The 25,243-nt window shown below is 32.3% G+C and carries 27 protein-coding genes; 18 read left to right on the top strand and 9 right to left on the bottom strand.

Annotated elements, in window-relative coordinates; genetic code table 11:
* Positions 1–58: 58 nt before the first annotated feature.
* Both NH341_RS04260 and NH341_RS04255 read right to left on the bottom strand, forming a co-directional pair.
* Positions 59–1,015 carry a fasciclin domain-containing protein gene (locus NH341_RS04260; protein WP_253055745.1) on the bottom strand — a complete coding sequence of 319 codons (957 nt, stop codon included), beginning with the start codon at positions 1,013–1,015 and terminating at the stop codon, positions 59–61.
* Between the two features lie 197 nt (positions 1,016–1,212).
* A complete protein-coding gene (locus tag NH341_RS04255; protein ID WP_073182055.1) occupies positions 1,213–2,130 on the bottom strand; it encodes a MerR family transcriptional regulator in 918 nt (305 codons plus the stop codon).
* Positions 2,131–2,217: 87 nt separating this feature from the next.
* Here NH341_RS04255 and NH341_RS04250 point away from each other — a divergent pair, with 87 nt between their 5' ends.
* The gene (locus tag NH341_RS04250) at positions 2,218–3,168 is read left to right on the top strand and encodes a GSCFA domain-containing protein (RefSeq protein ID WP_073182057.1); all 951 of its coding nucleotides are present in this window, start codon (positions 2,218–2,220) and stop codon (positions 3,166–3,168) included.
* A gap of 10 nt (positions 3,169–3,178) precedes the next feature.
* On the opposite strand, the gene NH341_RS04245 is transcribed toward NH341_RS04250, so the two are convergent.
* Together NH341_RS04245 and NH341_RS04240 are read right to left on the bottom strand one after the other, a co-directional pair.
* Positions 3,179–3,460: a rhodanese-like domain-containing protein gene (locus tag NH341_RS04245; protein WP_073182694.1), complete on the bottom strand. Its 282-nt coding sequence runs from the start codon at positions 3,458–3,460 to the stop codon at positions 3,179–3,181.
* A gap of 34 nt (positions 3,461–3,494) precedes the next feature.
* Entirely contained in the window at positions 3,495–5,252 is a 1,758-nt protein-coding gene (locus tag NH341_RS04240) for an aromatic amino acid hydroxylase (RefSeq protein ID WP_253055744.1), read from the bottom strand.
* Between the two features lie 115 nt (positions 5,253–5,367).
* Between NH341_RS04240 and NH341_RS04235 the strand changes: the two genes are divergently transcribed.
* Both NH341_RS04235 and NH341_RS04230 read left to right on the top strand, forming a co-directional pair.
* Positions 5,368–6,135: a M48 family metalloprotease gene (locus NH341_RS04235; RefSeq protein ID WP_047790010.1), complete on the top strand. Its 768-nt coding sequence runs from the start codon at positions 5,368–5,370 to the stop codon at positions 6,133–6,135.
* A gap of 63 nt (positions 6,136–6,198) precedes the next feature.
* Positions 6,199–6,459 carry a hypothetical protein gene (locus NH341_RS04230; protein WP_143157133.1) on the top strand — a complete coding sequence of 87 codons (261 nt, stop codon included), beginning with the start codon at positions 6,199–6,201 and terminating at the stop codon, positions 6,457–6,459.
* 69 nt (positions 6,460–6,528) lie between these two features.
* On the opposite strand, the gene NH341_RS04225 is transcribed toward NH341_RS04230, so the two are convergent.
* Positions 6,529–7,035 carry a hypothetical protein gene (locus tag NH341_RS04225; protein ID WP_047790008.1) on the bottom strand — a complete coding sequence of 169 codons (507 nt, stop codon included), beginning with the start codon at positions 7,033–7,035 and terminating at the stop codon, positions 6,529–6,531.
* 121 nt (positions 7,036–7,156) lie between these two features.
* On the opposite strand from NH341_RS04225, the gene gpmI reads away from it, so the two are divergent.
* Genes gpmI through NH341_RS04205 form a run of 4 tightly spaced genes read left to right on the top strand, consistent with a single transcriptional unit; the run spans position 7,157 to position 10,838 of the window.
* The gene (gpmI, locus tag NH341_RS04220) at positions 7,157–8,674 is read left to right on the top strand and encodes a 2,3-bisphosphoglycerate-independent phosphoglycerate mutase (protein WP_253055743.1); all 1,518 of its coding nucleotides are present in this window, start codon (positions 7,157–7,159) and stop codon (positions 8,672–8,674) included.
* An 11-nt stretch (positions 8,675–8,685) separates the two neighbouring features.
* The gene (locus NH341_RS04215) at positions 8,686–9,216 is read left to right on the top strand and encodes a thioredoxin family protein (protein WP_159614265.1); all 531 of its coding nucleotides are present in this window, start codon (positions 8,686–8,688) and stop codon (positions 9,214–9,216) included.
* A gap of 29 nt (positions 9,217–9,245) precedes the next feature.
* The gene (map, locus tag NH341_RS04210) at positions 9,246–10,064 is read left to right on the top strand and encodes a type I methionyl aminopeptidase (RefSeq protein WP_047790005.1); all 819 of its coding nucleotides are present in this window, start codon (positions 9,246–9,248) and stop codon (positions 10,062–10,064) included.
* Positions 10,065–10,067: 3 nt separating this feature from the next.
* The gene (locus NH341_RS04205; RefSeq protein WP_253055742.1) at positions 10,068–10,838 is read left to right on the top strand and encodes a methyltransferase domain-containing protein; all 771 of its coding nucleotides are present in this window, start codon (positions 10,068–10,070) and stop codon (positions 10,836–10,838) included.
* Here the strand turns inward: NH341_RS04205 and NH341_RS04200 are convergent.
* On the bottom strand, positions 10,835–11,806 hold the full coding sequence (locus tag NH341_RS04200) for an FAD:protein FMN transferase (RefSeq protein WP_159508969.1): 972 nt from the start codon (positions 11,804–11,806) through the stop codon (positions 10,835–10,837). The two genes, NH341_RS04205 and NH341_RS04200, sit on opposite strands and share 4 nt — an antisense overlap.
* Positions 11,807–11,930: 124 nt before the next feature.
* On the opposite strand from NH341_RS04200, the gene NH341_RS04195 reads away from it, so the two are divergent.
* The 11 genes from NH341_RS04195 to NH341_RS04145 all read left to right on the top strand — a co-directional run bounded on the left by NH341_RS04195 (position 11,931) and on the right by NH341_RS04145 (position 23,375).
* Positions 11,931–12,779 carry an OmpA family protein gene (locus NH341_RS04195; protein ID WP_159614269.1) on the top strand — a complete coding sequence of 283 codons (849 nt, stop codon included), beginning with the start codon at positions 11,931–11,933 and terminating at the stop codon, positions 12,777–12,779.
* Between the two features lie 191 nt (positions 12,780–12,970).
* Positions 12,971–13,426 (top strand): 50S ribosomal protein L13, encoded by a 456-nt coding sequence (rplM, locus tag NH341_RS04190; RefSeq protein WP_047790001.1) that lies wholly within the window; start codon positions 12,971–12,973, stop codon positions 13,424–13,426.
* Positions 13,427–13,428: 2 nt separating this feature from the next.
* Positions 13,429–13,815 carry a 30S ribosomal protein S9 gene (rpsI, locus tag NH341_RS04185; protein WP_047790000.1) on the top strand — a complete coding sequence of 129 codons (387 nt, stop codon included), beginning with the start codon at positions 13,429–13,431 and terminating at the stop codon, positions 13,813–13,815.
* 142 nt (positions 13,816–13,957) lie between these two features.
* Entirely contained in the window at positions 13,958–14,704 is a 747-nt protein-coding gene (gene rpsB, locus NH341_RS04180) for a 30S ribosomal protein S2 (protein ID WP_125065928.1), read from the top strand.
* Between the two features lie 92 nt (positions 14,705–14,796).
* Positions 14,797–15,765, top strand: coding sequence for a translation elongation factor Ts (tsf, locus tag NH341_RS04175; protein ID WP_125065929.1), 969 nt, complete (start codon positions 14,797–14,799; stop codon positions 15,763–15,765).
* A 110-nt stretch (positions 15,766–15,875) separates the two neighbouring features.
* Positions 15,876–16,586, top strand: coding sequence for a UMP kinase (pyrH, locus tag NH341_RS04170; RefSeq protein ID WP_047789997.1), 711 nt, complete (start codon positions 15,876–15,878; stop codon positions 16,584–16,586).
* A 47-nt stretch (positions 16,587–16,633) separates the two neighbouring features.
* On the top strand, positions 16,634–17,188 hold the full coding sequence (gene frr, locus NH341_RS04165) for a ribosome recycling factor (protein ID WP_047789996.1): 555 nt from the start codon (positions 16,634–16,636) through the stop codon (positions 17,186–17,188).
* Positions 17,189–17,284: 96 nt separating this feature from the next.
* Complete coding sequence (locus NH341_RS04160; protein WP_253055741.1) at positions 17,285–19,648, top strand: RND family transporter; 2,364 nt, start codon at positions 17,285–17,287, stop codon at positions 19,646–19,648.
* 147 nt (positions 19,649–19,795) lie between these two features.
* Positions 19,796–21,229 carry an asparagine--tRNA ligase gene (gene asnS, locus NH341_RS04155; RefSeq protein ID WP_159509355.1) on the top strand — a complete coding sequence of 478 codons (1,434 nt, stop codon included), beginning with the start codon at positions 19,796–19,798 and terminating at the stop codon, positions 21,227–21,229.
* A gap of 83 nt (positions 21,230–21,312) precedes the next feature.
* Positions 21,313–22,776: an RNA polymerase factor sigma-54 gene (gene rpoN, locus NH341_RS04150; protein WP_253055740.1), complete on the top strand. Its 1,464-nt coding sequence runs from the start codon at positions 21,313–21,315 to the stop codon at positions 22,774–22,776.
* Positions 22,776–23,375 carry a hypothetical protein gene (locus NH341_RS04145; protein ID WP_047789992.1) on the top strand — a complete coding sequence of 200 codons (600 nt, stop codon included), beginning with the start codon at positions 22,776–22,778 and terminating at the stop codon, positions 23,373–23,375. Before rpoN ends, NH341_RS04145 begins: the two co-directional genes overlap by 1 nt.
* Here NH341_RS04145 and NH341_RS04140 read toward each other — a convergent pair.
* From NH341_RS04140 to NH341_RS04130, 3 genes are all read right to left on the bottom strand, one after another.
* Positions 23,370–24,038 (bottom strand): porin family protein, encoded by a 669-nt coding sequence (locus NH341_RS04140; protein WP_253055739.1) that lies wholly within the window; start codon positions 24,036–24,038, stop codon positions 23,370–23,372. The genes NH341_RS04145 and NH341_RS04140 overlap by 6 nt on opposite strands.
* Before the next feature lie 87 nt (positions 24,039–24,125).
* Positions 24,126–24,596, bottom strand: coding sequence for a biopolymer transporter ExbD (locus NH341_RS04135; protein WP_047789990.1), 471 nt, complete (start codon positions 24,594–24,596; stop codon positions 24,126–24,128).
* Positions 24,597–24,613: 17 nt separating this feature from the next.
* Entirely contained in the window at positions 24,614–25,240 is a 627-nt protein-coding gene (locus tag NH341_RS04130) for a biopolymer transporter ExbD (protein ID WP_047789989.1), read from the bottom strand.
* Positions 25,241–25,243: the final 3 nt, after the last annotated feature.

Here is a 25,243-nt window from a genome sequence, read left to right as displayed (position 1 = left end):
ATAATTAAAATTAATTGCGAACAAAAAAATCGCTCGCAATCAATACATTAAATTAAGTTTATGGTAAAAGAACACTATCTACTACATGAACTACACCATTTGTTCCTTGTACATCTGTCAATGAAATTACAACAGATTGTCCTGAACTTGTTTCTAATTTTGCTCCATTTGATAAATCAACAGTCACTATACTTCCATCAAACATTGTGATTTCTTGATTATCACTTAATTCATCTGATTGCACATTTCCTCCAGCAAATACATGATATTTTAACACTGCCTCTAATGTTGCGATTGGAATATCTGCTAACGAGTTCCAAGAATCGTTACTATCTAATAATGCTTGAAATGCATCATTTGTTGGAGCGAATATTGTATAAGGTCCTTCTTGACTTAACAAAGAAACAAAATCAGTAGTATGACGGCTATCTGTTAAAGCTGCAACCAAAGAGGTAAAACTACTATTATTCAACGCTAAGGTTACTACATTAGCTGGCAACATTACCTTATCAATTGTGTGTATAACTCCATTTGAAGCCATAATATCTGTAGCAATTGGCTTTGAATCTCCATTAAACTCTACTGCCCCATCAACTTCCACTTGCAATGACAACATTTCATCGTTTGGACCTGTTGACAATGTATTTACGTAGGTATTGGATAAATCAGCTGCCTTTACTTCTCCACTTATTACATGAAACAACAATACTGACTTTAGTGTTTCTACCGGAATATCATCTAAAGTACTCCACGAATCATTGCTATCCAATAAGTTTTGAAATGCTGTATTTGTAGGTGCTAGAACCGTAAAAGCTCCATCAACTTCCAAAGCCGATACTAAATCTGCTTTTTGTAAAGCAGACACAAGAATACTTAAATTTGCATCTGTAACTGCTGTATCAACTATATTTTTCTGCTTTTCTACCACAGGATCATCATCACTACATGACGTCAAAAGATTAAAACTTAAAAAAAGTCCTAAAAAAAATACCAATGTTAATTTTTTTGATTTCATAATTACACTCTTTAGATTAATTGCATACTCTTTTATTTTTTTAAGTCTGTTTTTCAGCTACCGCAGACTTTGTTTATCTTAAAACAAAAAACATTAAACAAAAATAGTTTTTGCCAAAAAAATGTGCTTTAATTTTAAAACACACTTCAAAGTTACTTATTTTGTTTAATAAAAACAAAAAAAAGTTAAACACGATATTAAAACCGCTCTAATAACGCCACCAAAGAAGGATACATCGTTATTTTCGCTTTAAAATCAATATGACTAACCGTCATCGCTTTATTTCCTATTGCTATTAGCTCATGATTAGTATTTTCTAACATTTTGTCTATTTCAAAAAAATATTCTTCTACTTTATCTTCATATGGCTGAACAGTCATGGAAGTAATAAAACAAATTTTTGTTTCATTTTTAAAAAAGTAGTTTAAGTTATCCAAGGGTAAACTTTGCCCTAGATAAATAGTATTATACCCCCTTAATATAAGCTCATAATTTAAATACATAAGCCCTAATTCATGAATTTCATTTTCTGGAAGAAACAACACATAACTTGTATCTGAGTTATTACTAACGTACTCTAACTTCTCTATGTTAATCTGAATTTTTTGTATAATTAAATTAGATATGAAGTGTTCATGTGCTGGCAATAAGGTATCTGTTTGCCATAATAACCCTACATGATTTAAAAAAGGAATAAAAACATCTTTAAAAACCTCTCTAAAAGTCTTTGTTTTCAACAATCTATTGTAAGCATTGTTAAATAATATTTTATCGAATTGAAACATTGCTAACTTAAAAGAATTAACAGCTTCATCGTTTACTGCCATTTTAAAAGCTAACTCTCTTGCTTTTAAAACAATAGTATCATCAGACATTTCTGCTATTTTAGAAATCTTTATACTATTTTTATTCAACAAGACAACATTTAGTAATTTCTGTAAATTTTCTGAAGAGTAATAACGAATATTGGTATCGGTTCTCTCTGGCGATAACAGATTGTAGCGTTTTTCCCAAATTCTAATTGTATGAGCTTTTATTCCTGAAATATTTTCAAGATCTTTAATTGTAAAAACTGATTTTATATTGTTCAATGTATTCTTAATTCTTTTGAACAAAGATACAAATTTTAACTAATTACAAACCTACACCACTTCTTATGAAGATTTTATACTTATTTTTGATTGTTATTTTTCTTTAAATTTATGAATCTTCAAACGCGAATACCACTTACGAAGCAAAAACATAATCAAATTAATTATCAGTCAAAACTACTTTTACTTGGTTCTTGTTTTTCTGAAAATATTGGCGACAAACTTAACTACTACAAGTTTCAATCAAAACAAAACCCTTTTGGTATTTTATTCCACCCTAAGGCTATTGAAAACTTAATTACAAAAGCATTAAACAAAGAAGAATATACCGACAAAGATGTTTTTTTTCACAATGAACGATGGCACTCTTTTGAAGCACATTCAAGTTTAAGCGCTATAAACAAAAATGGATTATTAAACAGCTTAAATTTATCCATACAACAAACTTTTGAGCAACTACAAAACACCACACATCTTATCATTACACTAGGTACAGCATGGGTATATAGAGAAATTGCCTCGGATAATTTTGTAGCCAATTGCCACAAAGTTCCTCAGAAAAAATTTTTAAAGGAATTATTAAGCGTTCATGAAATTTCTGAAAGCTTAGAAGCTATTAACTCTCTTGTTAAGTCAGTAAATAAAAACATTTCAGTTATTTATACGTTATCTCCTGTACGACATTTAAAAGATGGTTTTACAGAAAACCAACGTAGTAAAGCACACTTACTTTCAGCTATTCATGAAGTAGTGGAACCGAGAAATGCTATTTACTATTTTCCTTCATATGAAATTATGATGGATGAATTACGTGATTATCGTTTTTATAATGAGGATATGATTCACCCAAATAAAACTGCTGTGAATTACATATGGGAAAAATTTAAACAGGTTTGGATTACAGAAGATTCATGCAAAACGATGCAGCAAGTCGAAACCATTCAAAGAGGAGTAAACCACAAACCTTTTAACTCAGAATCTGAAGCTCATCAGTTATTTTTGAAAAAACTACAACAAAAAAAGGAAACACTTTTACAAGCATTTCCTTTTATGAATTTTTAATCTTCTTATTTTATTTCACTAAATATTGATCAACATTTTGCCAAGGCCCTCCGTTAATTACATCAATCCCATGGTTTTGTAAAAACTCTGCTGCTTGCCCGCTTCTACCACCACTTCTACATACTGCAATTACTGGCTTATCCCACGATTTAATTTCCTCTACATTTGTAGGAATCGTAGCTAAAACAATATGCTTAGCTCCTTCACTATGCCCTTCATTCCATTCCGCTAAAGTCCTTACATCTAAAACAACTGCTCCTTTAGCTAAATATTCCTGTATTTCGTTACTCATATTCTTCTTTCTAAATAAATTAAATAATCCCATTTTATACTTCTTGGTAATTTTCCAACAAAAGTAAACCGTTTTCTATTAACGTAGTGTAACTCTTGTTACTTTTCATTTCTTCAAGATATTCACGTAACGCTCCTTTTATTGAAAAATTGTTTAGTGTTGCCAATTCTAACAGCTCTAACGACAACAACCAATCATTTTTATAATTTGATTTTACTTCTGTAAAAATTTCCTCAATGTCTTCCTCAGAAACCGTGCCACCTTCTCTTAGTTCTCTTACTCTGTCATATAAACTATATAACTTTCTATCTGAATCAGAATATTGAATTTTGTGCGTTTTGGTTTCCGATACTTTTCCTACATCTCCAAATGAAGCCACGTCAGCAGGACCAGCAAAAGCAGACACCACTTCTACACCCACAGCCATATCGTATACTCCCCAATCTGGGTGAAATAACAACGTGTCTCCATGAGTTACCATACAGTTTTTAAAAGAAATTAGTAAAATCCTACCTCTTAAATCCCTTGTTCCTGTAATTACTTCTCCTACTACTTTTACTCCACCTTCAAACTCTAACGTAACCTGCTCTCCTTCATAAATCCCATAAGCTTTCAAATCTCGCGGACTCATGTTTTCTATCGGAATATTAATTCCTTTTAACTTTCCTATTGGACTACCAAAACCTTCAGCGTGATAAGTAATTCCGTGACCTATTAACTCTTTATCTCTATTCGCTAAGGCAGTGGGACCTGTTGTTTGTACATAAATGGCTTTATTATTCTCATCAGTTATTACATTGGTAAAAATTCCTGATATCTGAATACCTGTACTCAACTCGATAGTTCCTAAATTTTTAGAATCTATTAGTTTTTCTATTCCTTTTAACCCTCCAGTTCGTATTGCCATTTTATTAGCAAACTGCTCCAACACTAAACTTAAATGAGCAAAATCTGGAGTAACAAACAACTGAGGTTGAGGTTTTGTAATATCAAAACTTACATTCGCAGCATCTAATGTATATGAAACTTTTTCGACCTCATCTTTCATACACCATTTACTCTCTCCAATAGAAGACAATAACCCTGCTCCATAAATTTTTGGATTTTCTAGGGCCCCTATCAATCCATACTCCACTGTCCACCAGTGTAAATTTCTAATTTGAGCCATTTCTGAAAGCTCTCCCATGTTATTTTGCAACCACTCAACTTGTTCTTGTGCTTCATCAATATCTTTTTGAGTAGAATTAGGATCTTCTTTTAAAATAGACAACAAACGAATAGCTTCATACATTTCGTAATCTTTTGCTGAAGAAATCGCTTTTGCGCCAATTTCACCAAAACGGCGTAAATATTCAGCATACTCTGGATTTGCTATAATTGGTGCATGTCCTGCAGCTTCATGAATAATATCAGGAGCTGGCGTGTATTCAATATGATCTATCGTACGCATGTCAGATGCAATCACTAACACGTTGTATGCTTGAAATTCCATAAAAGCATTTGGTGGTATAAATCCATCAACAGATACTGCCGCCCAACCTATTTCTTTTAAAATACGATTCATTCCTTGCATGTGAGGAATTTTCTCAACGGAAATGCCTGTCTTTTTCAATCCATCTAAGTACGAAGCATGCGCTACTTTCCCTAAATAATCTACATTCATACGCATTACATAACGCCATACAGCTTGGTTTTGAGCCGTATATTCATCATACGGTTGTTTTACCACGAACTTATGTAAATGCTTGGGTAACTTCTTAGTAACTTCGTTTAACTCAAAGTGAGGCTCCATAATGTTGTTTGTTTTGCTGTGTAAATTTAAGTTTTTTATAGTTCACAAAAAATTGATATCCGTTAAATTATATATTTTGTACTTTTACTTTCGGGACTAATAAAATAACTTATTGATGAAAATTAAAGGAGGTTTAAAAACTCGTTTGCTTGTAGGTATAGCTATTGTTGCTTTTGCCTATCTACGTAAATGCAGTCAACAAGAGGTAAACCCTTATACAGGGAAAACACAAGCAGTTAGTTTATCTCCAGAACAAGAAATTGCTATTGGACTACAACAAGCTCCTATGATGACTCAGCAACACGGAGGCTTGTATCCTAATGAAAATGCTCAAGTACTTGTAGATAAAGTAGGTGCAAAGCTCGTAAACAACACGGTAGCTAAAAAATCAGGTTACCAATTCGATTTTCATTTATTAAGAGATGAAAAAACAATCAATGCTTTTGCCTTACCTGGAGGGCAAATTTTTATAACTCATGCTTTATTCACTCAATTAAAAAACGAAGATCAACTAGCAGGTGTACTAGGTCATGAAATAGGACATGTCTTAGGAAAACATTCTAACGAACGAATTACCGATGCTAATTTTTGGAAACTTTTAACCATGGGAGCTTCTGTCGGCGCTGATTTAGGAGAACTGGCGAATAGTATTGGACAACAAACTTTATTAAAAAACGGTCGTGGTGATGAATTAGAAAGTGATGAGTTAGGTGTTAAATTAATGATTGATGCAGGTTATAACCCTGAAAACTTGATTGGCGTAATGGAAATTTTAAAAGCTGCAGCTGGTCCAAATAGAGTTCCTGAATTTCAAAGCACCCACCCTGACCCTGAAAATAGAATTGAAAAAATTAAAGAAGCTATACGTAAATATAAAAAGTAATGTTGTTACTGTAACATTTAATTAATCGAGTATACTAATAATTATATATTTAAATTAGTTGCTATGAGTTTCAGTGGGTCAGTATCGTCAATGATTACGAGTTTAAAAAACAATAAAAGAAAAAGAACTAGCGCTTTTGAAAAGTTAGAACGTTTTCAAAAAGAAAAAAACGACAAATTATTTTTTAAAAAAACTGCTAATGAAAAGCAGCTTAAAAACATTCGTTTAAAGATAAAAAGACAACAACAAGTTAATTTTATAAAAAACATTCTGGCTTTGATAGCCACCTTTTTAACATTACTTTATATTATCTCATTAGTTTAATCAATATAAAAAGGTTGAATTTTATAAAAAATCCAACCTTGTGTTAATAACAGATCCCCTATCTTCTTGTTACTTACCTTGAATAATATTGTAATTTATTCCAACACCTACAGAAGAAGGAGAAATACCATCAGACGAAACCCCTTGGTAATACCCGAAAATATTCCACTCGTCGTTGTGATACCCTATTTCTGGCCTGTAATAAAATCCACCAGTTTCACTTCCTTCAGTAAAAAAAGCATACCCTAAATCCGTTCCTAAAAAGAAGTTTTTTGTTGGGTAAAACCTAAACAATCCTGCTACAGGGATTAGTCCTGAATCAGAGAATTCAATAATACCTTCTTCTTTCCCAAAATAATGAGTATACCCTGTCGAAGCTCCTATAGCAAAACTTTCTGCATTTAAAAACTGATATTTCAAATCAACCCCCAAAACAAAAGAAGAAACATCAGAAGCATCACCAACAGGAGCACCTCCATGGATTCCTAATTTCAACCAATTTGTACCTTCTCCCACTTGAGCATTCGCAACTGAAAAACTCGTTATCGCTATTACTAATAAAATTATTTTATTCATATTATTGTTTTTTTTAGTTACGTAGCAAAACTACCTCAATAACTTTTTCAATTTTACCTCTTTTGACATAATTATTAATCCAAAAGATTTTACTTTTAATACAAAGAAGTAAATTTGTAACATGAACAAGAAAGTAATTTTAATGATTTTGGATGGATGGGGGATTACCCAAGACCCAAAAGTATCGGCTATATACAACGCAAAAACTCCATTTATAAATTCGTTATACAATAAATTTCCACATGCACAATTAAGAACCGATGGTGAACATGTTGGCTTACCTGTAGGACAAATGGGAAACTCTGAAGTTGGACATATGAACTTAGGGGCTGGTAGAATTGTATATCAGAATTTAGCCAAAATTAACAAAGCTGTAAAAGAAGGAACTTTAGCACAAGAAAAGGAACTTCTAAACGCTTTTGAATACGCTAAAACAAACAATAAAAATATCCATTTTTTAGGATTGGTTTCTAATGGAGGAATTCATTCTCATATTGATCACCTAAAAGGTTTGCTATCTGCAGCTAACAATTTTGGTTTAGATAATGTATACCTACACGCTTTTACTGACGGTCGTGATTGTGATCCTAAATCAGGAAAGTATTTCATCAACGATATTCAAGAACACATGCAAGAAACTACGGGTGAATTGGCAACAATTACTGGTCGTTACTATTCAATGGATCGTGATAATCGTTGGGAACGTGTGCAACTTGCTTACGAAGCTTTAGTAAACGGAAAAGGAACTTTTTCTTCGGATGCTTTAGCTAGTATTCAACAAAGCTATGATGCAGATGTTACTGATGAGTTTATCAAACCAATAGTAATGGTTGATGAAAATCAACAGCCAAAAACAACAATTAAAGAAGACGACGTTGTTATCTTCTTCAATTTTAGAACCGACAGAGGTCGTCAGTTAACAGAAGCTTTGAGCCAAAAAGATTTTCCTGAATTCAACATAAAAAAACTACCGTTATATTTTGTTACCATGACAAGCTATGATGATACTTTTAAAAACATCCATGTTATTTACGATGGAAAGAACATTGAAAACACTTTGGGTGAAGTATTAGAATCAGCTGGAAAAACACAAATTAGAATTGCTGAGACAGAGAAATACCCACACGTTACTTTCTTTTTCTCTGGTGGAAGAGAAGATGAATTTACAGGAGAAAAACGTTTGCTTTGTCCATCTCCAAAAGTAGCTACCTATGATTTAAAACCTGAAATGAGTGCTTATGAAATTCGCGACGCTATTGTTCCTGAGCTACAAAGCGGTAATGTTGATTTTGTATGTTTAAACTTTGCTAATGGTGATATGGTAGGACACACAGGTGTTTTCGAAGCTGCTGTTAAAGCTTGTGAAGCAGTTGACAATTGTGTTGAAGACGTAGTAACAACTGCGTTAAATAATGGCTATACCACTATTTTAATTGCAGATCATGGAAACTGTGAAACAATGATTAACCCAGATGGAACACCACATACAGCGCACACCACCAATCCTGTCCCTATGATTTTAATTGACAAGGAGTTAAAATCAATAAAAAGTGGTATTTTAGGCGACATTGCTCCAACTATTTTAAAATTAATGGGTATTGAACAACCTAAAGAAATGACACAACATTCGCTTATTTAAAAATATATTTCATGAAAAAAATCGTATACCTTTTTATAGCCTTACTTATTATTTCTTGTGCATCGACACCAAAGAACCTAGCAACAAAAAATGAAAATGGAAATTTAGTTGGTATTGCTACTAAAAAAGACTTTCAACAAGAACCATACGGAAGTGAGTGGTTCAACGATTTTTATTCATATTACGAAACAGATAAAGCTACCGTAGAAAAACTAAAACCATATTTAAAAGACATAAAAATAAAAAGCTTTATGGGAACTTGGTGTGGAGATAGTAAAAGAGAGATTCCTAATTTTTATAAAATCTTAGACGAAGCCGAATTCGATTATAAAAACCTTGAATTAGTTACAGTGAACCGTCAGAAAAAAGCTAATGGTTTAGAAGAAGGTTTCAATGTAATTCGAGTTCCAACCTTCATTTTTTATAAAGGCGGAAAAGAAGTTGGTCGTTTTGTAGAACACGCTATTGAAGGTAGCTCAGTTGAAGAAGATTTCTTAAAAATACTATCTGGTCAAGAATACAAACATCCATATCAAAAATAACTGTAAATTTGCGCCTCAATATTTTTACCATGATTAAACCAAAAACTAGAGAAGAAATTGAATTAATGCGCGAAAGTGCTTTAGTAGTATCAAAAACCTTAGGTATGCTTGCCAAAGAAGTAAAACCTGGTGTTACTACATTACAACTTGATAAACTTGCTGAAGATTTTATTCGTGAGCAAGGAGCTATTCCTGGTTTTTTAGGTCTATATGATTTCCCTAATACACTTTGTATGAGCCCAAACTCACAAGTGGTTCATGGAATTCCAAATAACACACCTTTACAAGAAGGTGACATCATCTCTATTGATTGTGGTGCTATAAAAAATGATTTTTACGGAGATCACGCTTACACGTTTGCTGTAGGTGAAATTGCCCCTGAAACTCAAAAACTACTTGATATCACTAAAGAAAGTTTATATGTAGGCATTCGTGAACTTAAAGTAGGGAATCGTGTTGGTGATGTAGGTTTTGCTATTCAAAACTTTACTGAAAAACATGGCTACGGTGTTGTTCGTGAACTGGTAGGGCACGGTTTAGGTCGTAAGATGCACGAAGATCCAGAAATGCCTAACTATGGACGTAGAGGTCGTGGTAAAAAATTTATTGAAGGTATGGTAGTTGCTATTGAGCCTATGACCAATATGGGAACTCATAAAATCCGTCAACATAGTGATGGATGGACAATTACCACTTTAGATGGTAAACCATCAGCACACTTTGAACATGATGTAGCCATAGTTGATGGTAAACCAGAGTTACTATCTACCTTTAAGTATATTTACGATGCTTTAGGTATCGAAAGTAATGAAGAAGACGAATTTAGACAACAACCATTAGTTATATAATTTGTGTCTTTATTTAAAACGATACTTAATACTATTCCTAGACCTATATTAATCAAAGCCAGTTATTGGGCTCGTCCCATTATTACTTGGTGGTTAAAAGGAGATAACTTTACAGATCCGATTGACGGAAAATCATTCAAAAAGTTTTTACCTTACGGATATGGAGTTCAACGTAAAAATGCACTTTCTCCTTCTACTTTGTCATTGGAAAGACATCGTTTAATGTGGCTTTTTTTACAACAGGAAAGTAACTTCTTTACTTCCGATAAAGAGTTAAAAGTATTACATATCGCTCCTGAGCAATGTTTTTTAGATCTTTTTAGAAAACAAGCGAACCTAGAGTACACTACTTCTGATTTAGAATCGCCTATTGCGGATGTAAAAGCCGATATTTGCGATCTTCCTTTTAAAGATAACTCTTTTGATGTCGTATTTTGTAACCATGTATTAGAACACATTCCTAACGACACAAAGGCGATGCAAGAATTGTATCGAGTAATGAAAGTTGGTGGATTTGGTATTTTTCAAATTCCGCAGGATTTATCAAGAGAAGTTACTTTTGAAGATAATTCTATTACCGACCCTAAAGAACGCGCAAAAATATTTGGTCAGTACGACCATGTACGTGTGTACGGTCGTGATTATTTTAATAAACTACGTTCTGTAGGATTTAAAGTTGATGAAATAGACTACACAAAAAAAATCGCTCCAGAAAAACTAGAACGATTTGCTTTAATGAAAGGCGAAATTTTGCCTGTATGTTACAAAAACTAGTTTACGAATTCTGCTAGTTCTCCTACTTCATTATGATATAACAACACCACTTTAAGCTCTGGATGTTCTTTTAGAAACTCTTTTGTTTTTTCTAAACCCATTGCTAAAAAAGCCGTTGCATAGGCATCTACATCGGCGCAGTCACCTTTTAATCGAACTGACACACTTAACAAATTACTCTCTTCTGCTAGTCCTGTTTTGGCATTTACCGTGTGTACTATCTTTTTTCCTTCAGTATTTAACTTGTACTTTCTATAATTCCCTGAAGTTGCCATAGATTCATTATCCAGCTCAATTATTTTTTGAACAGAACGTGTTCCATCAGCATTTGGCTTTTCAATCGCTACTTTCCAAAGCTTTCCGTCTTTTGTTCCTCTAGCTCTAATCTCTCCTCCTATTTCTACTATGTAATCATCAATGTTTTTCGACTCTAAAAACCTCCCAACAACATCTACTCCATAACCTTTAGCAAAAGCATTAACATTAAACTCTATATTTTCACTATCTCTATGAACTTTTCTGTTTTTTAACACAACTTTATCAAATCCTACATTCTCCATCAAAGCCGCTATTTCTTCAGAGGTCAAATCTTTCTTTTCTTTTCCTGAGCCAAAGCCGTAAGCATCTATCAGTCTACCAATCGTCGGATCAAAATAACCATCAGTTTCCTTGTAAATTCTTTTAGCCTTTTCAAAAACTTCTACAAACATATCATCAACTATTACAGTGGTATCTCCTTGGTTAATTTTTGAAATATCAGAAGTAGGCATGTATGTAGACAATGATTTGTTTACCAAATTAAACAAACTATCAATAGGTTTTTGATAATCAACCTTATTCAAATAGGTTATATGATATGTAGTCCCAAAAACAGCTCCTTGTAATTTAGTTATCTTTTCTTTTTTTTCTTCCTTACAAGCTATTACTAACAATAATGAAACTACTAAAAGCGTTATCCTTTTAATCATCTTTAAAAAATTTAGTCACAAAAATAATATATTCACACTTCATAAAAGATTGTTAATTCTCTTTTTTGTGTCTTCATTTTTATAAATTTGCTCAACGTTTAATATATCTAAAAAATAGAATAAAATGAGAAAAATATTTTTATTCCTTACTGCTTCAATCTTATTAGCATCTTGTGCTTCAACGAAAGAATTAGAAGCTATAAAAGCTAAACACGAACAAACTAAAGAAGAATTACTAGCTGTAAAAGCTAACTTGACCAAATGTTTAGTTGAAAAAGAAAACTGTGAAGAAAAGGCATTTTCTTTAGAGTCTAGAGTTACAGAACTAAAGAGAGATAAAGAAAACACTTTACAACAAGTTGAAAACTTAACAGTTTTAACTAAAGGCGCTAATGATAACATTAAAGAGACATTATCTCAATTAAGCAAGAAAGATAAGTACATCAACAAAATTAGAGAAGCTGCTTCTAAAAAAGATTCTTTAAACTTAGTAGTTGCTTTTCACTTAAAAAGAGAATTACAAGACGGTATTGATGACGAAGATATTGAAGTAAATGTTGAAAAAACAGTTGTATTCATTTCAATTTCCGACAAGTTATTATTTAAAAGTGGAAGTTACACTATTAACGACAAAGCTTCTAAAGTGTTAGAAAAAGTTGCTACTGTAGTTAACGGACAGCCTCAAATGGATGTAATGGTTGAAGGACATACTGATAACACTCCTGTAAGTGCTGGTTCGGCATTAAAAGACAACTGGGGATTAAGTGTTTTACGTTCTACTGCTATCGTTCGTGAGTTACAAGGAAAGTATAATGTTGCTCCTGAAAGATTAATCGCAGCTGGTAGAAGTAGTTATGTTCCTTTAGTAGAAAACAACAGTCCTGCTAACAAAGCCAAAAATAGACGTACAAAAATTATCATTTTACCAAGATTAAATCAGTTCTTTGATTTATTAGATCAAAAAGTGGAGTAATTTTTAAACACATAATTCAAAAAAAGCATGCCTTTAGCATGCTTTTTTTTATACTCTTTACTCAGTTAAAATAAGCAATAGAAAAATTAAACTAACACGCTATTTGTCAATCAAATAATTAATCGTACATTTGCAGACCTTTTTAAAGGATAAAATTTAATTATTAATAAACAAAAACTAATCGTGTAATTATGAACACATTAAGTTACAAAACAGTATCAGCTAATAAAGCTACCGTAAACAAAGAGTGGGTTTTAGTTGATGCGGACGGGCAAACATTGGGTCGTCTAGCTTCTAAAGTTGCAAAACTTATTAGAGGTAAGTACAAACCAAATTATACTCCTCACGTAGATTGTGGAGACAACGTTGTTATTATCAACGCTGAAAAAATTAACCTAACTGGTAAAAAGTGGACAGACAAGTCTTACATTCGTCACACAGGTTATCCAGGAGGCCAAAGATCATTAACTGCTTCAGAAATGTTCGAAAAAGATCCTACAAGATTAATCGAAAAAGCAGTTAAAGGTATGTTACCTAAAAACCGTTTAGGTAGCGCGTTATACAAAAACTTATATGTTTACGCAGGTACAGAGCATGGTCAAGAAGCTCAAAAGCCTAAAACTATTAACCTTAACGATCTTAAATAATTATGGAAACTGTACACAAAATAGGTAGAAGAAAAACAGCTGTTGCTCGTGTTTATGTTTCTCAAGGAAGTGGAAACATCACTATCAACAAAAGAGAGTTTAAAAACTATTTCACTACACCAACTTTACAATACAAAGTTCAACAACCTTTAATGTTAACTGAAAACTTAGAGGCTTACGATGTAAAAGTAAACGTATACGGTGGTGGTGTTACTGGTCAAGCTGAAGCTATTCGTTTAGCAATTACTAGAGCATTAGTAGCTATTAACGAAGAAAACAAAGCTGTATTAAAGCCAGAAGGATTATTAACTCGTGATCCAAGAATGGTTGAACGTAAGAAATTCGGTCAGAAGAAAGCACGTAAGAAATTCCAGTTCTCTAAACGTTAATATTTTACTGAACTTGTTTCAGTATTTAAATGTTTCGAGACTGTTATTTATAAATCAATTTTTAACAGTTTAGTATCTAAATATTTCAGACTTAATAACTACTGAAATATTGCGAAAACAGAACGTAAACACATTTATTAAAATGGCAAACATTCAAGAATTATTAGAAAGTGGTGTTCACTTTGGACACTTAACTAGAAAGTGGAACCCTAACATGGCTCCATACATTTATACAGAGCGTAATGGTGTTCACATCATCGATTTGTACAAAACTTCAGCTAAAATTGACGAGGCTTCTGCTGCGTTACAAAAAATAGCTAACTCAGGACGTAAAATCTTATTCGTTGCTACTAAAAAGCAAGCTAAAGATATCGTTGCAGAAAAAGCTAAAGCTGTAAACATGCCTTACATTACTGAGCGTTGGCCAGGTGGTATGTTAACAAACTTCGTTACTATCCGTAAAGCCGTTAAGAAAATGACTTCTATTGATAGAATGAAGACTGATGGTTCTTTTGATGCATTATCTAAAAGAGAAAAATTACAAATTACTCGTCAACGTGAAAAATTAGAAAAGAACTTAGGTTCAATTTCTGATATGACTCGTTTACCAGGAGCTTTATTTGTAATTGATGTAAAGAAAGAACACATTGCTGTTGCTGAAGCACAAAAATTAAACATTCCAATCTTTGCAATGGTTGATACAAACTCGGACCCAAGACCAATCGATTTTGTAATTCCTGCAAATGATGATGCTTCTAAATCTATCGATAAAGTATTATCGTATGTAACTGATGCAATTGCTGAAGGCTTAACAGAAAGAAAAGCTGATAAGGAAAAAGCTAAAGCTGAAAAAACAGCTGACGCTCCAGCAAAAGAAGAAGCAAAATAATTTTTTAATTTAAAGGTTTCATTACATTGGAACCTTTAAATTTTTACAACTTTGTACAACAATATATTTACAACTAAAAAATAACGATAGAAATGTCAGTAAAAATTAGCGCTGCAGACGTAAAGAAATTAAGAGAAACTACCGGAGCTGGTATGATGGATTGTAAAAAAGCATTAGTAGAAGCTGAAGGTGATTTTGATAAAGCTATTGAAATTTTACGTAAAAAAGGACAAAAGATTGCTGCTAAAAGAGCAGATCGTGAGTCTACTGAAGGTGTGGCAATCACTAAAATTAGCGATGACAACACATATGGTGTTGCTATCGTATTAGCATGTGAAACAGATTTCGTAGCTAAAAACGATTCATTCAAAGCATTAGCGCAAGAATTTGTTGACATCGCTTTTAACCACAAAACAAAAGAAGAGTTCTTAGCTGCTGATTTTGGTGGTGTAACTGTTGCTGAAAAATTAATCGAGCAAACAGGAGTTATCGGTGAAAAAATCGATATCACTGCTTTCGAAAGAATTGAAGCACCATACGTAGGAGCTTATACTCACGTTGGTAAAATTGCTGCAATGGTAGGTTTAACTGCTGCTGTAGATAATGCTGCTGAGTTAACTAAAGACTTAGCTATGCAAGCTGCTTCAATGGGAGCAACTTCTTTATCTTACAAAGATTTTGATCCTGCTTATGTAGCTTCTGAAACTGAAGCTAGAATTGCTGCGATTAAAAAAGACAACGAAGAATTAGTACGTTTAGGTAAAACTTTAAAGAACGTTCCTCAATTTGTTTCTCGTTTACAATTAACTGATGAAGCTTTAGCGAAAGCTGAAGAAGAAGCTAAAGAGCAATTAAAAGCTGAAGGTAAACCAGAACAAATCTGGGACAAAATCTTACCAGGTAAAATGGAAAGATTTATCTCTGACAATACTACTTTAGATCAAGAACAATGTTTATTAGATCAAAAGTTTATTAAAGACGAAAAGAAAACTGTTGCAGAATACGTTTCTTCTTACGGTGATGTTGAAGTTAAAAACTTCGTAAGGGTTACTTTAGGATAATTCTCAACGACAATTTTATATGAAACCATCCATTTTTGGATGGTTTTTTTTTATGTGTTAAAATTAGAATAAAAAAAATATGTAGCTTTGCACAACTTTCAACAAAACAAATGCAATACAAAAGAATTCTTTTAAAATTAAGTGGTGAGGCACTAATGGGTGAGCGTCAATATGGAATTGACCCAAACAGACTTAAAGAGTATGCCCAAGAGATAAAACAAGTTATAGATAAGGGTGTAGAAGTAGCCATTGTAATTGGTGGTGGAAATATTTTTAGAGGAGTTGCTGGTGCTAGCCAAGGTATGGACCGTGTACAAGGTGACCATATGGGAATGTTAGCTACTTGTATTAATGGCTTAGCTTTACAAAGTGCCTTAGAAGACCAAGGAATTCACACTCGTTTACAAACTGCTATTGAAATTAAAGAAATTGCAGAACCATATATTAAGCGTCGAGCTAATCGTCACTTAGAGAAAGGACGCGTAGTAATTTTTGGTGGAGGAACAGGAAATCCGTATTTTACAACCGACACTGCAGCTGTTTTAAGGGCTATTGAAATAAATGCAGACGCCATTTTAAAAGGTACACGTGTTGATGGTATTTATACAGCAGATCCTGAAAAAGATAAAGATGCTGTTAAGTATGAAAACATTACATTTAAAGATGTTATTGAAAAAGGCTTAAAAGTAATGGATATGACAGCCTTTACCTTGAGCGAAGAAAACAAATTACCAATTATTGTTTTTGACATGAACACACAAGGAAACCTTCTAAAACTTGTTTCTGGAGAAAATATTGGAACAATAGTTGACAACGAATAAACCGAAAAATTACCCTCAACCTATTTGAGGTTTTAAATACGAACAAAATGAACGAAGAGATTGATTTTATTTTAGATTCGACTAAAGAGGCAATGGATAAAGCTATTAGCCACTTAGAAAAAGAACTAGCAGGTATTAGAGCAGGTAGAGCTACTCCTGCTATGTTAAGTACGATTATGGTAGATTACTACGGTTCTCAAACACCATTATCACAAGTGGCAAACGTAAACACTCCTGATGCTAGAACCATATCAGTTCAACCATGGGAAAAAAACATGTTACAAGAAATCGAAAAAGCAATAATGCTTGCTAACATCGGTTTTAACCCAATGAATAATGGAGAAAATATTATAATTAATGTTCCACCATTAACAGAAGAGCGTCGTAAAGGATTAGCTAAACAAGCAAAAGCAGAGGCTGAACACGCTAAAGTAGGTGTTCGTAATGCTCGTAAAGACGCAAACAATGAAATTAAAAAAGTTGATATTTCTGACGATATGAAGAAAAATGCTGAAGCTGATGTTCAGAAATTAACTGACGATTACGTAAAAATAATCGACGAAAAGTATACTGTTAAAGAAAAAGAAATTATGACTGTATAATTTCTTTTAAGAAATAGTTAAAAAAGAGCATCATATGATGCTCTTTTTTTCGTTTTATTAATTCATTTAGCATAACTTTGCTGAAATTTTTTTTGGATGACTTTTTGGACTAAAATCGCAGGCTTCTTATTGCGAAATCGTTACTTAGTTTTAATTACTATTGCTATAATTACAGGGCTTTTAGTCACTCAAATGAAACATATGCGCTTCTCCTATACAGAAGCCAATTTACTTCCTACAGACCATGAGGTTAATATAGAATACAATAAGTTTTTAGAAATTTTTGGAGAAGAAGGCAACCTCATTATATTAGGAGTAAAAGATTCTACAATATTTACTCCTCAAAAATTCAATGCTTGGAATAAACTTGTTAAAGATTTAGATAGTTTAACACAAGTGGATTTTACTGTTTCTATTGCTGATGTTCAGCAGTTAAAAGCAGATAGAAAACAAAGAAAATTTGTTGTTGAACCACTTTTTGAACAAGCTCCTTCGACTGATGAAGAAATAAAAAATATAAAAAAACAACTTTTTGAGAAGCTACCTTTTTATAACAACCTATTATACAACGATAAAGGCACTTTACAAACAGCAATTTATTTAAACAAAGATATTGTAAACACCCCTATTCGTAGAGATTTTGTGTTCGACATTCTAATTCCAACTATAAACTCTTTTGAAAAAGATCATAATATTGATGTTCGTGTTTCTGGTATGCCCTACATTAGAACCTTAAACTCTCAGAATATAACTGACGAAATGGGAATTTTTGTAATTGGTGCATTATTAATAACAGCCATTATCTTTTTCTTCTTTTTTCGTTCATTTAGAGCCACTTTTATTACACTACTTGTAGTTAGCATTGGAGTAACATGGGCTTTTGGGTTTATGGGATTATTCCGCTATGAGATTACAGTATTATCTGCTCTAATTCCACCATTAATTATTGTAATTGGTGTACCCAATGCAGTTTTTCTAATTAATAAATATCAACAAGAAGTAAAAAAACACGGAAATCAGGCTAAATCTTTACAACGTGTAATTTCAAAAGTTGGAAATGCTACATTAATGACCAATATTACTACCGCTTCTGGTTTTGCCACTTTTATATTTGTTAAAAGTAGACTAATGCGAGAGTTTGGTGTTTTAGCCTCTGTAAACATCATCAGTATTTTTATTCTAGCATTATTAATCATTCCAATTATATATAGTTTTATGCCTCTTCCAGAGCAGAAACATTTGAACCATTTAGAAAAAAAATGGATGGGAAATGTTGTTTCTTGGATGGAACGTATGGTAAAAAAACAACGAATTGCCATTTATATCACTACTGTTTCCATAATAATTTTAAGTATGATTGGCCTTTACATGATTCGTGTATCAGGTAGTTTGATTGAAGATATGCCTAAAGGAAAACAGTTTTATAAAGACATTAAGTTTTTTGAATATGAGTTTGGGGGAATTATGCCTCTAGAAATTTTAATTGACACCAAGAGAGAAAAAGGTGTTATGAAGCTTTCTACTTTAAAAAAGATGGAAAAACTCAATGAAACTATTGAAACTTTCCCTGAATTATCCAAGCCTATATCTATAACCAATCTTGTAAAATACTCTAAGCAAGCCTACTATAACGGAAATCCTAAATACTATCAACTTCCAACAAGTCAAGAAAAAAGCTACATTTTTTCGTACACTAAAAACTCAGATAGTAACTCTGGAATGCTAAAAAATTTTGTGGATAGTACTGGTCGTTATGCACGTATTACCACTTTTATGAAAGATATTGGTACTGATAAAATGGATATTATCCAAGAACGACTACAAGCTGTAATCAATAAGCAATTTCCTGATGAAAAATTTGATGTTTCATTAACAGGGAAAGCATTAGTGTTTTTAAAAGGAACCAACTATTTAATTAAAAACTTAGTTATTTCACTATCATTAGCTATTATATTAATATCTATTTTTATGGCGTGGATGTTCCGTTCACCTCAAATGATATTAATATCATTAATTCCTAACATGCTTCCTTTATTAATTACTGGTGGATTGATGGGATTCTTTGATATACCTATTAAACCTTCAACAATTTTAGTTTTTAGTATTGCTTTCGGTATTTCAGTAGATGATACTATTCACTTCTTAGCTAAATATAGACAAGAGCTGCTGGCCAATAACTGGAAAATAAAACCTGCTGTTTATTCAGCATTAAGAGAAACTGGAGTAAGTATGTTCTATACTTCAATAGTCCTTTTCTTCGGTTTTTTAGTATTTACTATTTCAAGTTTTGGAGGTACTATTGCATTAGGAGGTCTAGTTTCAATTACATTATTATTAGCTATGGTTTCAAACTTACTATTATTACCTTCTCTTCTACTTTCTTTTGAGAAAAGAATAGCTAATAAGAAAGTTTTAAAAGAAACTAAATTTAAAATACTACCTCCAAAAGAAGACAAGTAAATATTCAAAAACAACCATTTTAAATAAATATGGTTGTTTTTTTATTAAAGCTAACTTATAAAAGTTAACTCTTTATTCTTGGGTCTCTTTGTTGCTAATTAACAGCAAAAAAGTATCTTTGCTTGATTTTATTGAAGATATAAAGACATGAAAAGAAGTAGCGTTAAAGATTTATTACAATCTGACAAATTTTTACAAGAAGTACACGTAAAAGGGTGGGTAAGAACTTTTAGAAGCAATCGTTTTATTGCTTTAAATGATGGTTCTACTATTAATAATATTCAGTGTGTTGTAGATTTTGAAAATACCGACGAAACTTTATTAAAAAGAATAAATACTGGAGCAGCTGTAAGCATTCAAGGTACTTTGGTTGAAAGTCAAGGTAAAGGACAAACAGTAGAAATTCAGGTAAACAATTTGGAAATCTTAGGAGATTCAAATCCTGATGAATATCCAATTCAGCCCAAAAAACACAGTTTAGAGTTTTTACGTGAAAATGCTCATTTACGAGTAAGAACTAACACTTTTAGTGCTGTAATGCGTTTACGTTCTGCATTATCATTTGCAGTACATCAGTACTTCCAACAAAACGGGTTTTACTATGTAAATACTCCAATTATTACAGGTTCTGATGCTGAAGGCGCTGGAGAAATGTTTAAAGTAACTCAGTTTGAAGCAAACAAAGCTCCTGTAAACGAAGAAGGTGAAATTGATTATTCTAAAGATTTCTTTGGAAAAGAAACTAACCTAACAGTTTCTGGTCAATTAGAAGGTGAAACCTATGCGATGGCATTAGGTAAAATATATACTTTCGGGCCTACTTTTAGAGCTGAGAACTCTAATACTACACGTCATTTAGCAGAATTTTGGATGATTGAACCAGAGGTAGCTTTTAACGATTTAGATGCTAACATGGACCTTTCTGAAGACTTTATTAAATATGTATTACAATATGTATTAGACAACTGTAAAGATGATTTGGCTTTCTTAGATAATCGCTTAGCACAAGAGGAAAAAACGAAACCTCAAGCACAGCGTAGTGAAATGGGCTTAATTGAAAAATTAAAATTTGTTGTAGATAATAACTTTAAGCGTGTAAGCTATACAGAAGCAATAGATATTTTAAGAAATTCTAAGCCTAACAAGAAGAAGAAATTTCAATTTCCTGTTAACGAATGGGGTGTTGATTTACAATCAGAACATGAGCGTTATTTAGTTGAAAAGCACTTTAAATGTCCTGTGATTTTATTCGATTATCCAGCAAATATAAAAGCATTTTACATGCGTTTAAATGAAGATGGTAAAACGGTACGTGCTATGGATGTTTTATTCCCTGGAATTGGAGAAATGGTAGGGGGTTCTGAAAGAGAAGAACGCTTAGACGTTTTAAAAGAAAAAATGGCAGAACTTAATATTCCTGAAGAAGAATTATGGTGGTACTTAGACACTCGTAAATTTGGTACAGCTGTACACTCTGGATTTGGTTTAGGTTTTGAACGTTTAGTTTTATTTGCAACTGGAATGAGCAATATTCGTGACGTTATTCCTTTTCCAAGAACACCTCAAAACGCTGAGTTTTAAAAAAATCATAAAACTTATAAATATCAATCGTCATTCCTTTACGAATGGCGATTTTTTTTGTCCTATTTCATATCTTTGTATATATGCTAAAACAAAGTTTACATCAAAAATTACTTCAAAAATTATCTCCACAACAAATACAGTTGATGAAGTTAATTCAATTGCCTACGCAAGCTTTTGAAGAACGTTTGAAACAAGAAATTGAAGAAAATCCCGCATTAGATACTGGTAAAGACGAGCCTGAAAATTTTGAGGATAGCTTAGCCAATGATGTTGATTATGACGATTCGGGTAATGAAAAAATAGATGCTGAAGATATAAACATTGATGAGTATTTAAGTGATGATGAATACCCTAGTTATAAAACGCAAACTAACAACTATTCTTCAGATGATGAAGACAAGCAAATTCCTTATGCAGCAGGTACTAGCTTTCATCAATCTTTAAAAAATCAATTAAATACTTTTAGAATTAACGAAGAAGAACGTGCTATTGCTGAGTTTTTGGTAGGTAGTATTGATGATAGTGGTTATATCCGTAGAGATATTATAGATCTAGTTGACGACTTAGCTTTTACCCAAAATGTTTTTACTACTGAGGAAAAAGTACATAATGTTTTGGTAAATGTTGTTCAAAAATTAGACCCTACTGGTGTAGGTGCTTTAAATTTAAAAGAGTGTTTAATCATTCAATTAAAAGCTAAATCTGAAAATGAAAGCAGAGCATTAGCGATAAGAATTTTAGAAGAAGCTTTTGATCATTTTGTTAAAAAGCACTACAAGAAGCTTCTAGAAAAATTCAATATTTCTGAAGAACAATTAAAGGAGATTATTAGCGAAATAAGCAAACTAAACCCAAAACCTGGAAGTTCTTACGCTGGAAATAATAAAATAGCAGAGCAAATAGTTCCCGATTTTTCAATTAAAATTATTGATGGGAACTTAGATTTAACTTTGAACTCTCGTAACGCTCCAGAATTACATGTTTCTAGAGAATATAACAATATGTTAAAAGGGTATCAGGACGCTAAAGAGAAAACTAAATCTCAAAAAGATGCTGTACTCTTTATAAAGCAAAAATTAGATGCTGCAAAGTGGTTTATTGATGCTATAAAACAACGTCAACAGACCCTTTTAGTAACAATGAATGCAATTATGCATCGTCAGTCAGCATATTTTTTAACAGGTGATGAGCGTAAGTTAAAACCTATGATTTTAAAAGATATTGCTGACGAAATTGGTATGGATGTCTCAACTGTTTCTCGTGTTGCTAGTAGTAAGTATGTTTCTACACCTTACGGTACAAAATTGATTAAGGAATTCTTTTCTGAATCGATGAAAAACGACCAAGGAGAAGATGTTTCAACTAGAGAAATTAAGAAAATTTTAGAAACTGTAATTACAGAGGAAGACAAACGAAAACCTCTTACCGATGAAAAATTATCTAAAATTTTAAAAGAAAAAGGATACCCCATCGCTAGAAGAACAGTTGCTAAATATCGTGAACAATTAGACATTCCTGTCGCGAGGTTACGCAAAGAAATTTAATGCGATGGCATAAATTCATATCAACCATTCTTCACCCTATTGTAATGCCTACTATAGGAGTTATATTGTATTTCCTGCTTTCTCCAATAAGCTTAAATAAACAACAACAATATACTATATTGGCAATAGTATTTGTAGCTACATACATTATACCTATGCTTCTGCTAGTTTTCTTAAAGTCTATTGGTCACATAAAATCTTTTCGCGTATATAGTATAAACGAACGAAAATTTCCAATTTTCTTTATGATGACTTTATTTTTAATTCTAGGAAAAATGTTTGCTAGTATGAGTATTTTAAAAGACGTTAGCTACCTCTTTTACGGAACTGTATTTGGTTTAGGCTTTATTTACTTGCTATTTCCTTTTAAAATTAAAGGAAGCCTCCATTTGTTGTCTATGGGAGTTGCAGTTGGATATTTCTTATTGTTTCAACAAATACAAGCTGTTTATGTACTCCCTATAATTATATCATTTATTTTTTTAGCTGGCCTTCTTGCAAGCTCAAGATTACATTTAAAAGCTCATAAGGTAAGAGAAGTATACTTAGGTTTTTTTATTGGCTTATTAAGTCCTTTTATTGCCTATTGTGTATTATAGTAAATAAAAGCTTAGGCCTAATTTAACTATTTTACTATCTATTGATTTTCCATTCAGAGTTACATTTTTAAACATAGGTGACAATCCGTAATATACATGGAAATTAAATGTACCATAACCTGCAGACAAAGTTAATCCTGCTTGCCATTTATTATATTTTTCAACATTTGAAAAACTAACTCTTCCTGTTGGTGAATCGTATCGAAAACTATTACTTATGTTATAAGAGACTTTAAAACCCGCATAAAAACGCCAAAATGAATACGTATTTGCATCTGAAGATCGCCATCTAAACTGAATAGGCATTTCTAAATTGTGAAGTTTTATTTTGTTGGATGAAATGTCAGGGTCAGTTTCATACTCTTTTACATTTCCTTCTAGCACTTTTAACTCATGACTGAATGAGTCATAATTATACCCTAAACCTATAGCCATTGCTGTTCTACCATTTATATTAAAGGGTATATCCTTCATGTAACCGACACCTAGACCATAAGAGAAACCAGTCTTCCCGATTCCATCTGGTTGATCTTTTAATAAGTTATATGTTATATCAATGTATAACTGATCTTCCCAATACTTATCCCCTAACTGTAAAGAATCTTTCTGGCAAAAAGTAGTTAATGACAGAAAAAACACGAAAAAACTTACTATATACTTCATAGATAATTAACTAACGATAAAGATACTTTTTTTTGTATAAAAAAAGAGCAATCAATAGATTGCTCTTTTTGTTTTATTTAAAAGTAATTACTTCTTAATAACATCTCCCTTGTGAGTAGATAAACTTAATTTAAGAGCGTTAACATCTCTTAATTTCTCACGAATGTCAGCTAATGTACCTACACTCGATTCTCTATCTGCTTTTATAGAAGTTGTCATAAAAGGTACTTCTGCTTCAGAAACATTATCTCTTTCAAGATAGATAAAAGAAGGAACTTCATCTGGAGTCGCTATTTTATCATTTAACTGTATTCTATTGTACCCTGTTCCATACTTTGGGTCTTTAGCTTTACCAACATAAATTGTACTCACCAAACTTTTACGCTCAAGCTTCTTTACCTCACTGGCACTTGGTAAACGAGGTGAATCTATTTGTAAATCTGTTTCTCTCATGGTAGTAGTTACCATGAAGAAGAATAATAACATGAAAACAATATCTGGTAAAGACGCCGTGGATAATGCTGGCAATCCTTTTTTCTTCTTTTTAAATTTAGACATATTCTATTGTTTTACTATTATTGAACATTTGTTGGGTCTGTATCAGAAATAATTTGAGGATAACTCGCCTTAATATCTTCAACTTTCTTTCTTAATGACTCATCTTTTCTTGCACTGTCTTTAAAAGCTTGTTCTAACTCTGTAAAGCTCATACCATATTTTTCTTGGCATAACCTGTTACGTAACTCTGTATAAGCTCTTAACAACTCATTTTGCACAGCCACATACGTACCATACTCAGTACCTCTATCACTCTCAACAGAGATTACTGCTTTTGTTGGATGATCTGACGACTCAGGGTCTTTATCACCTTTACAGTAATTACAAGTAGTTCCTGCTTCCATTCCTGGCATTGGGTTACCAATACCCCCACCATTATCAATAAATTTAATAGCAGCATCTTTTAAGTCTTTCAACTCCATTGCCTGATCTTCAACTAAAAGTTGATTGTTTCGGTTAATGCTTACTTGAAAAATATTTTTTTCTTTAATAATTGGTGGCTTTACATCAGTCTTTTCAGCTAACTTTTTAGGGATACCTGAATCAACATCCATAGTAGTAGTTACAAGGAAAAAGATAAGTAGCAAGAAGGCAATATCTGCCATCGAACCTGCATTAATTTCTGGGTTTTCTCTTCTTGCCATATT

It is taken from the genome of Tenacibaculum sp. XPcli2-G (assembly GCF_024124505.1).
Lineage (GTDB): Bacteria > Bacteroidota > Bacteroidia > Flavobacteriales > Flavobacteriaceae > Polaribacter > Polaribacter mesophilus.
The sequence above is the reverse complement of the archived record's forward strand: the minus strand, read 5'-3'. Positions and strand labels throughout refer to the sequence as shown.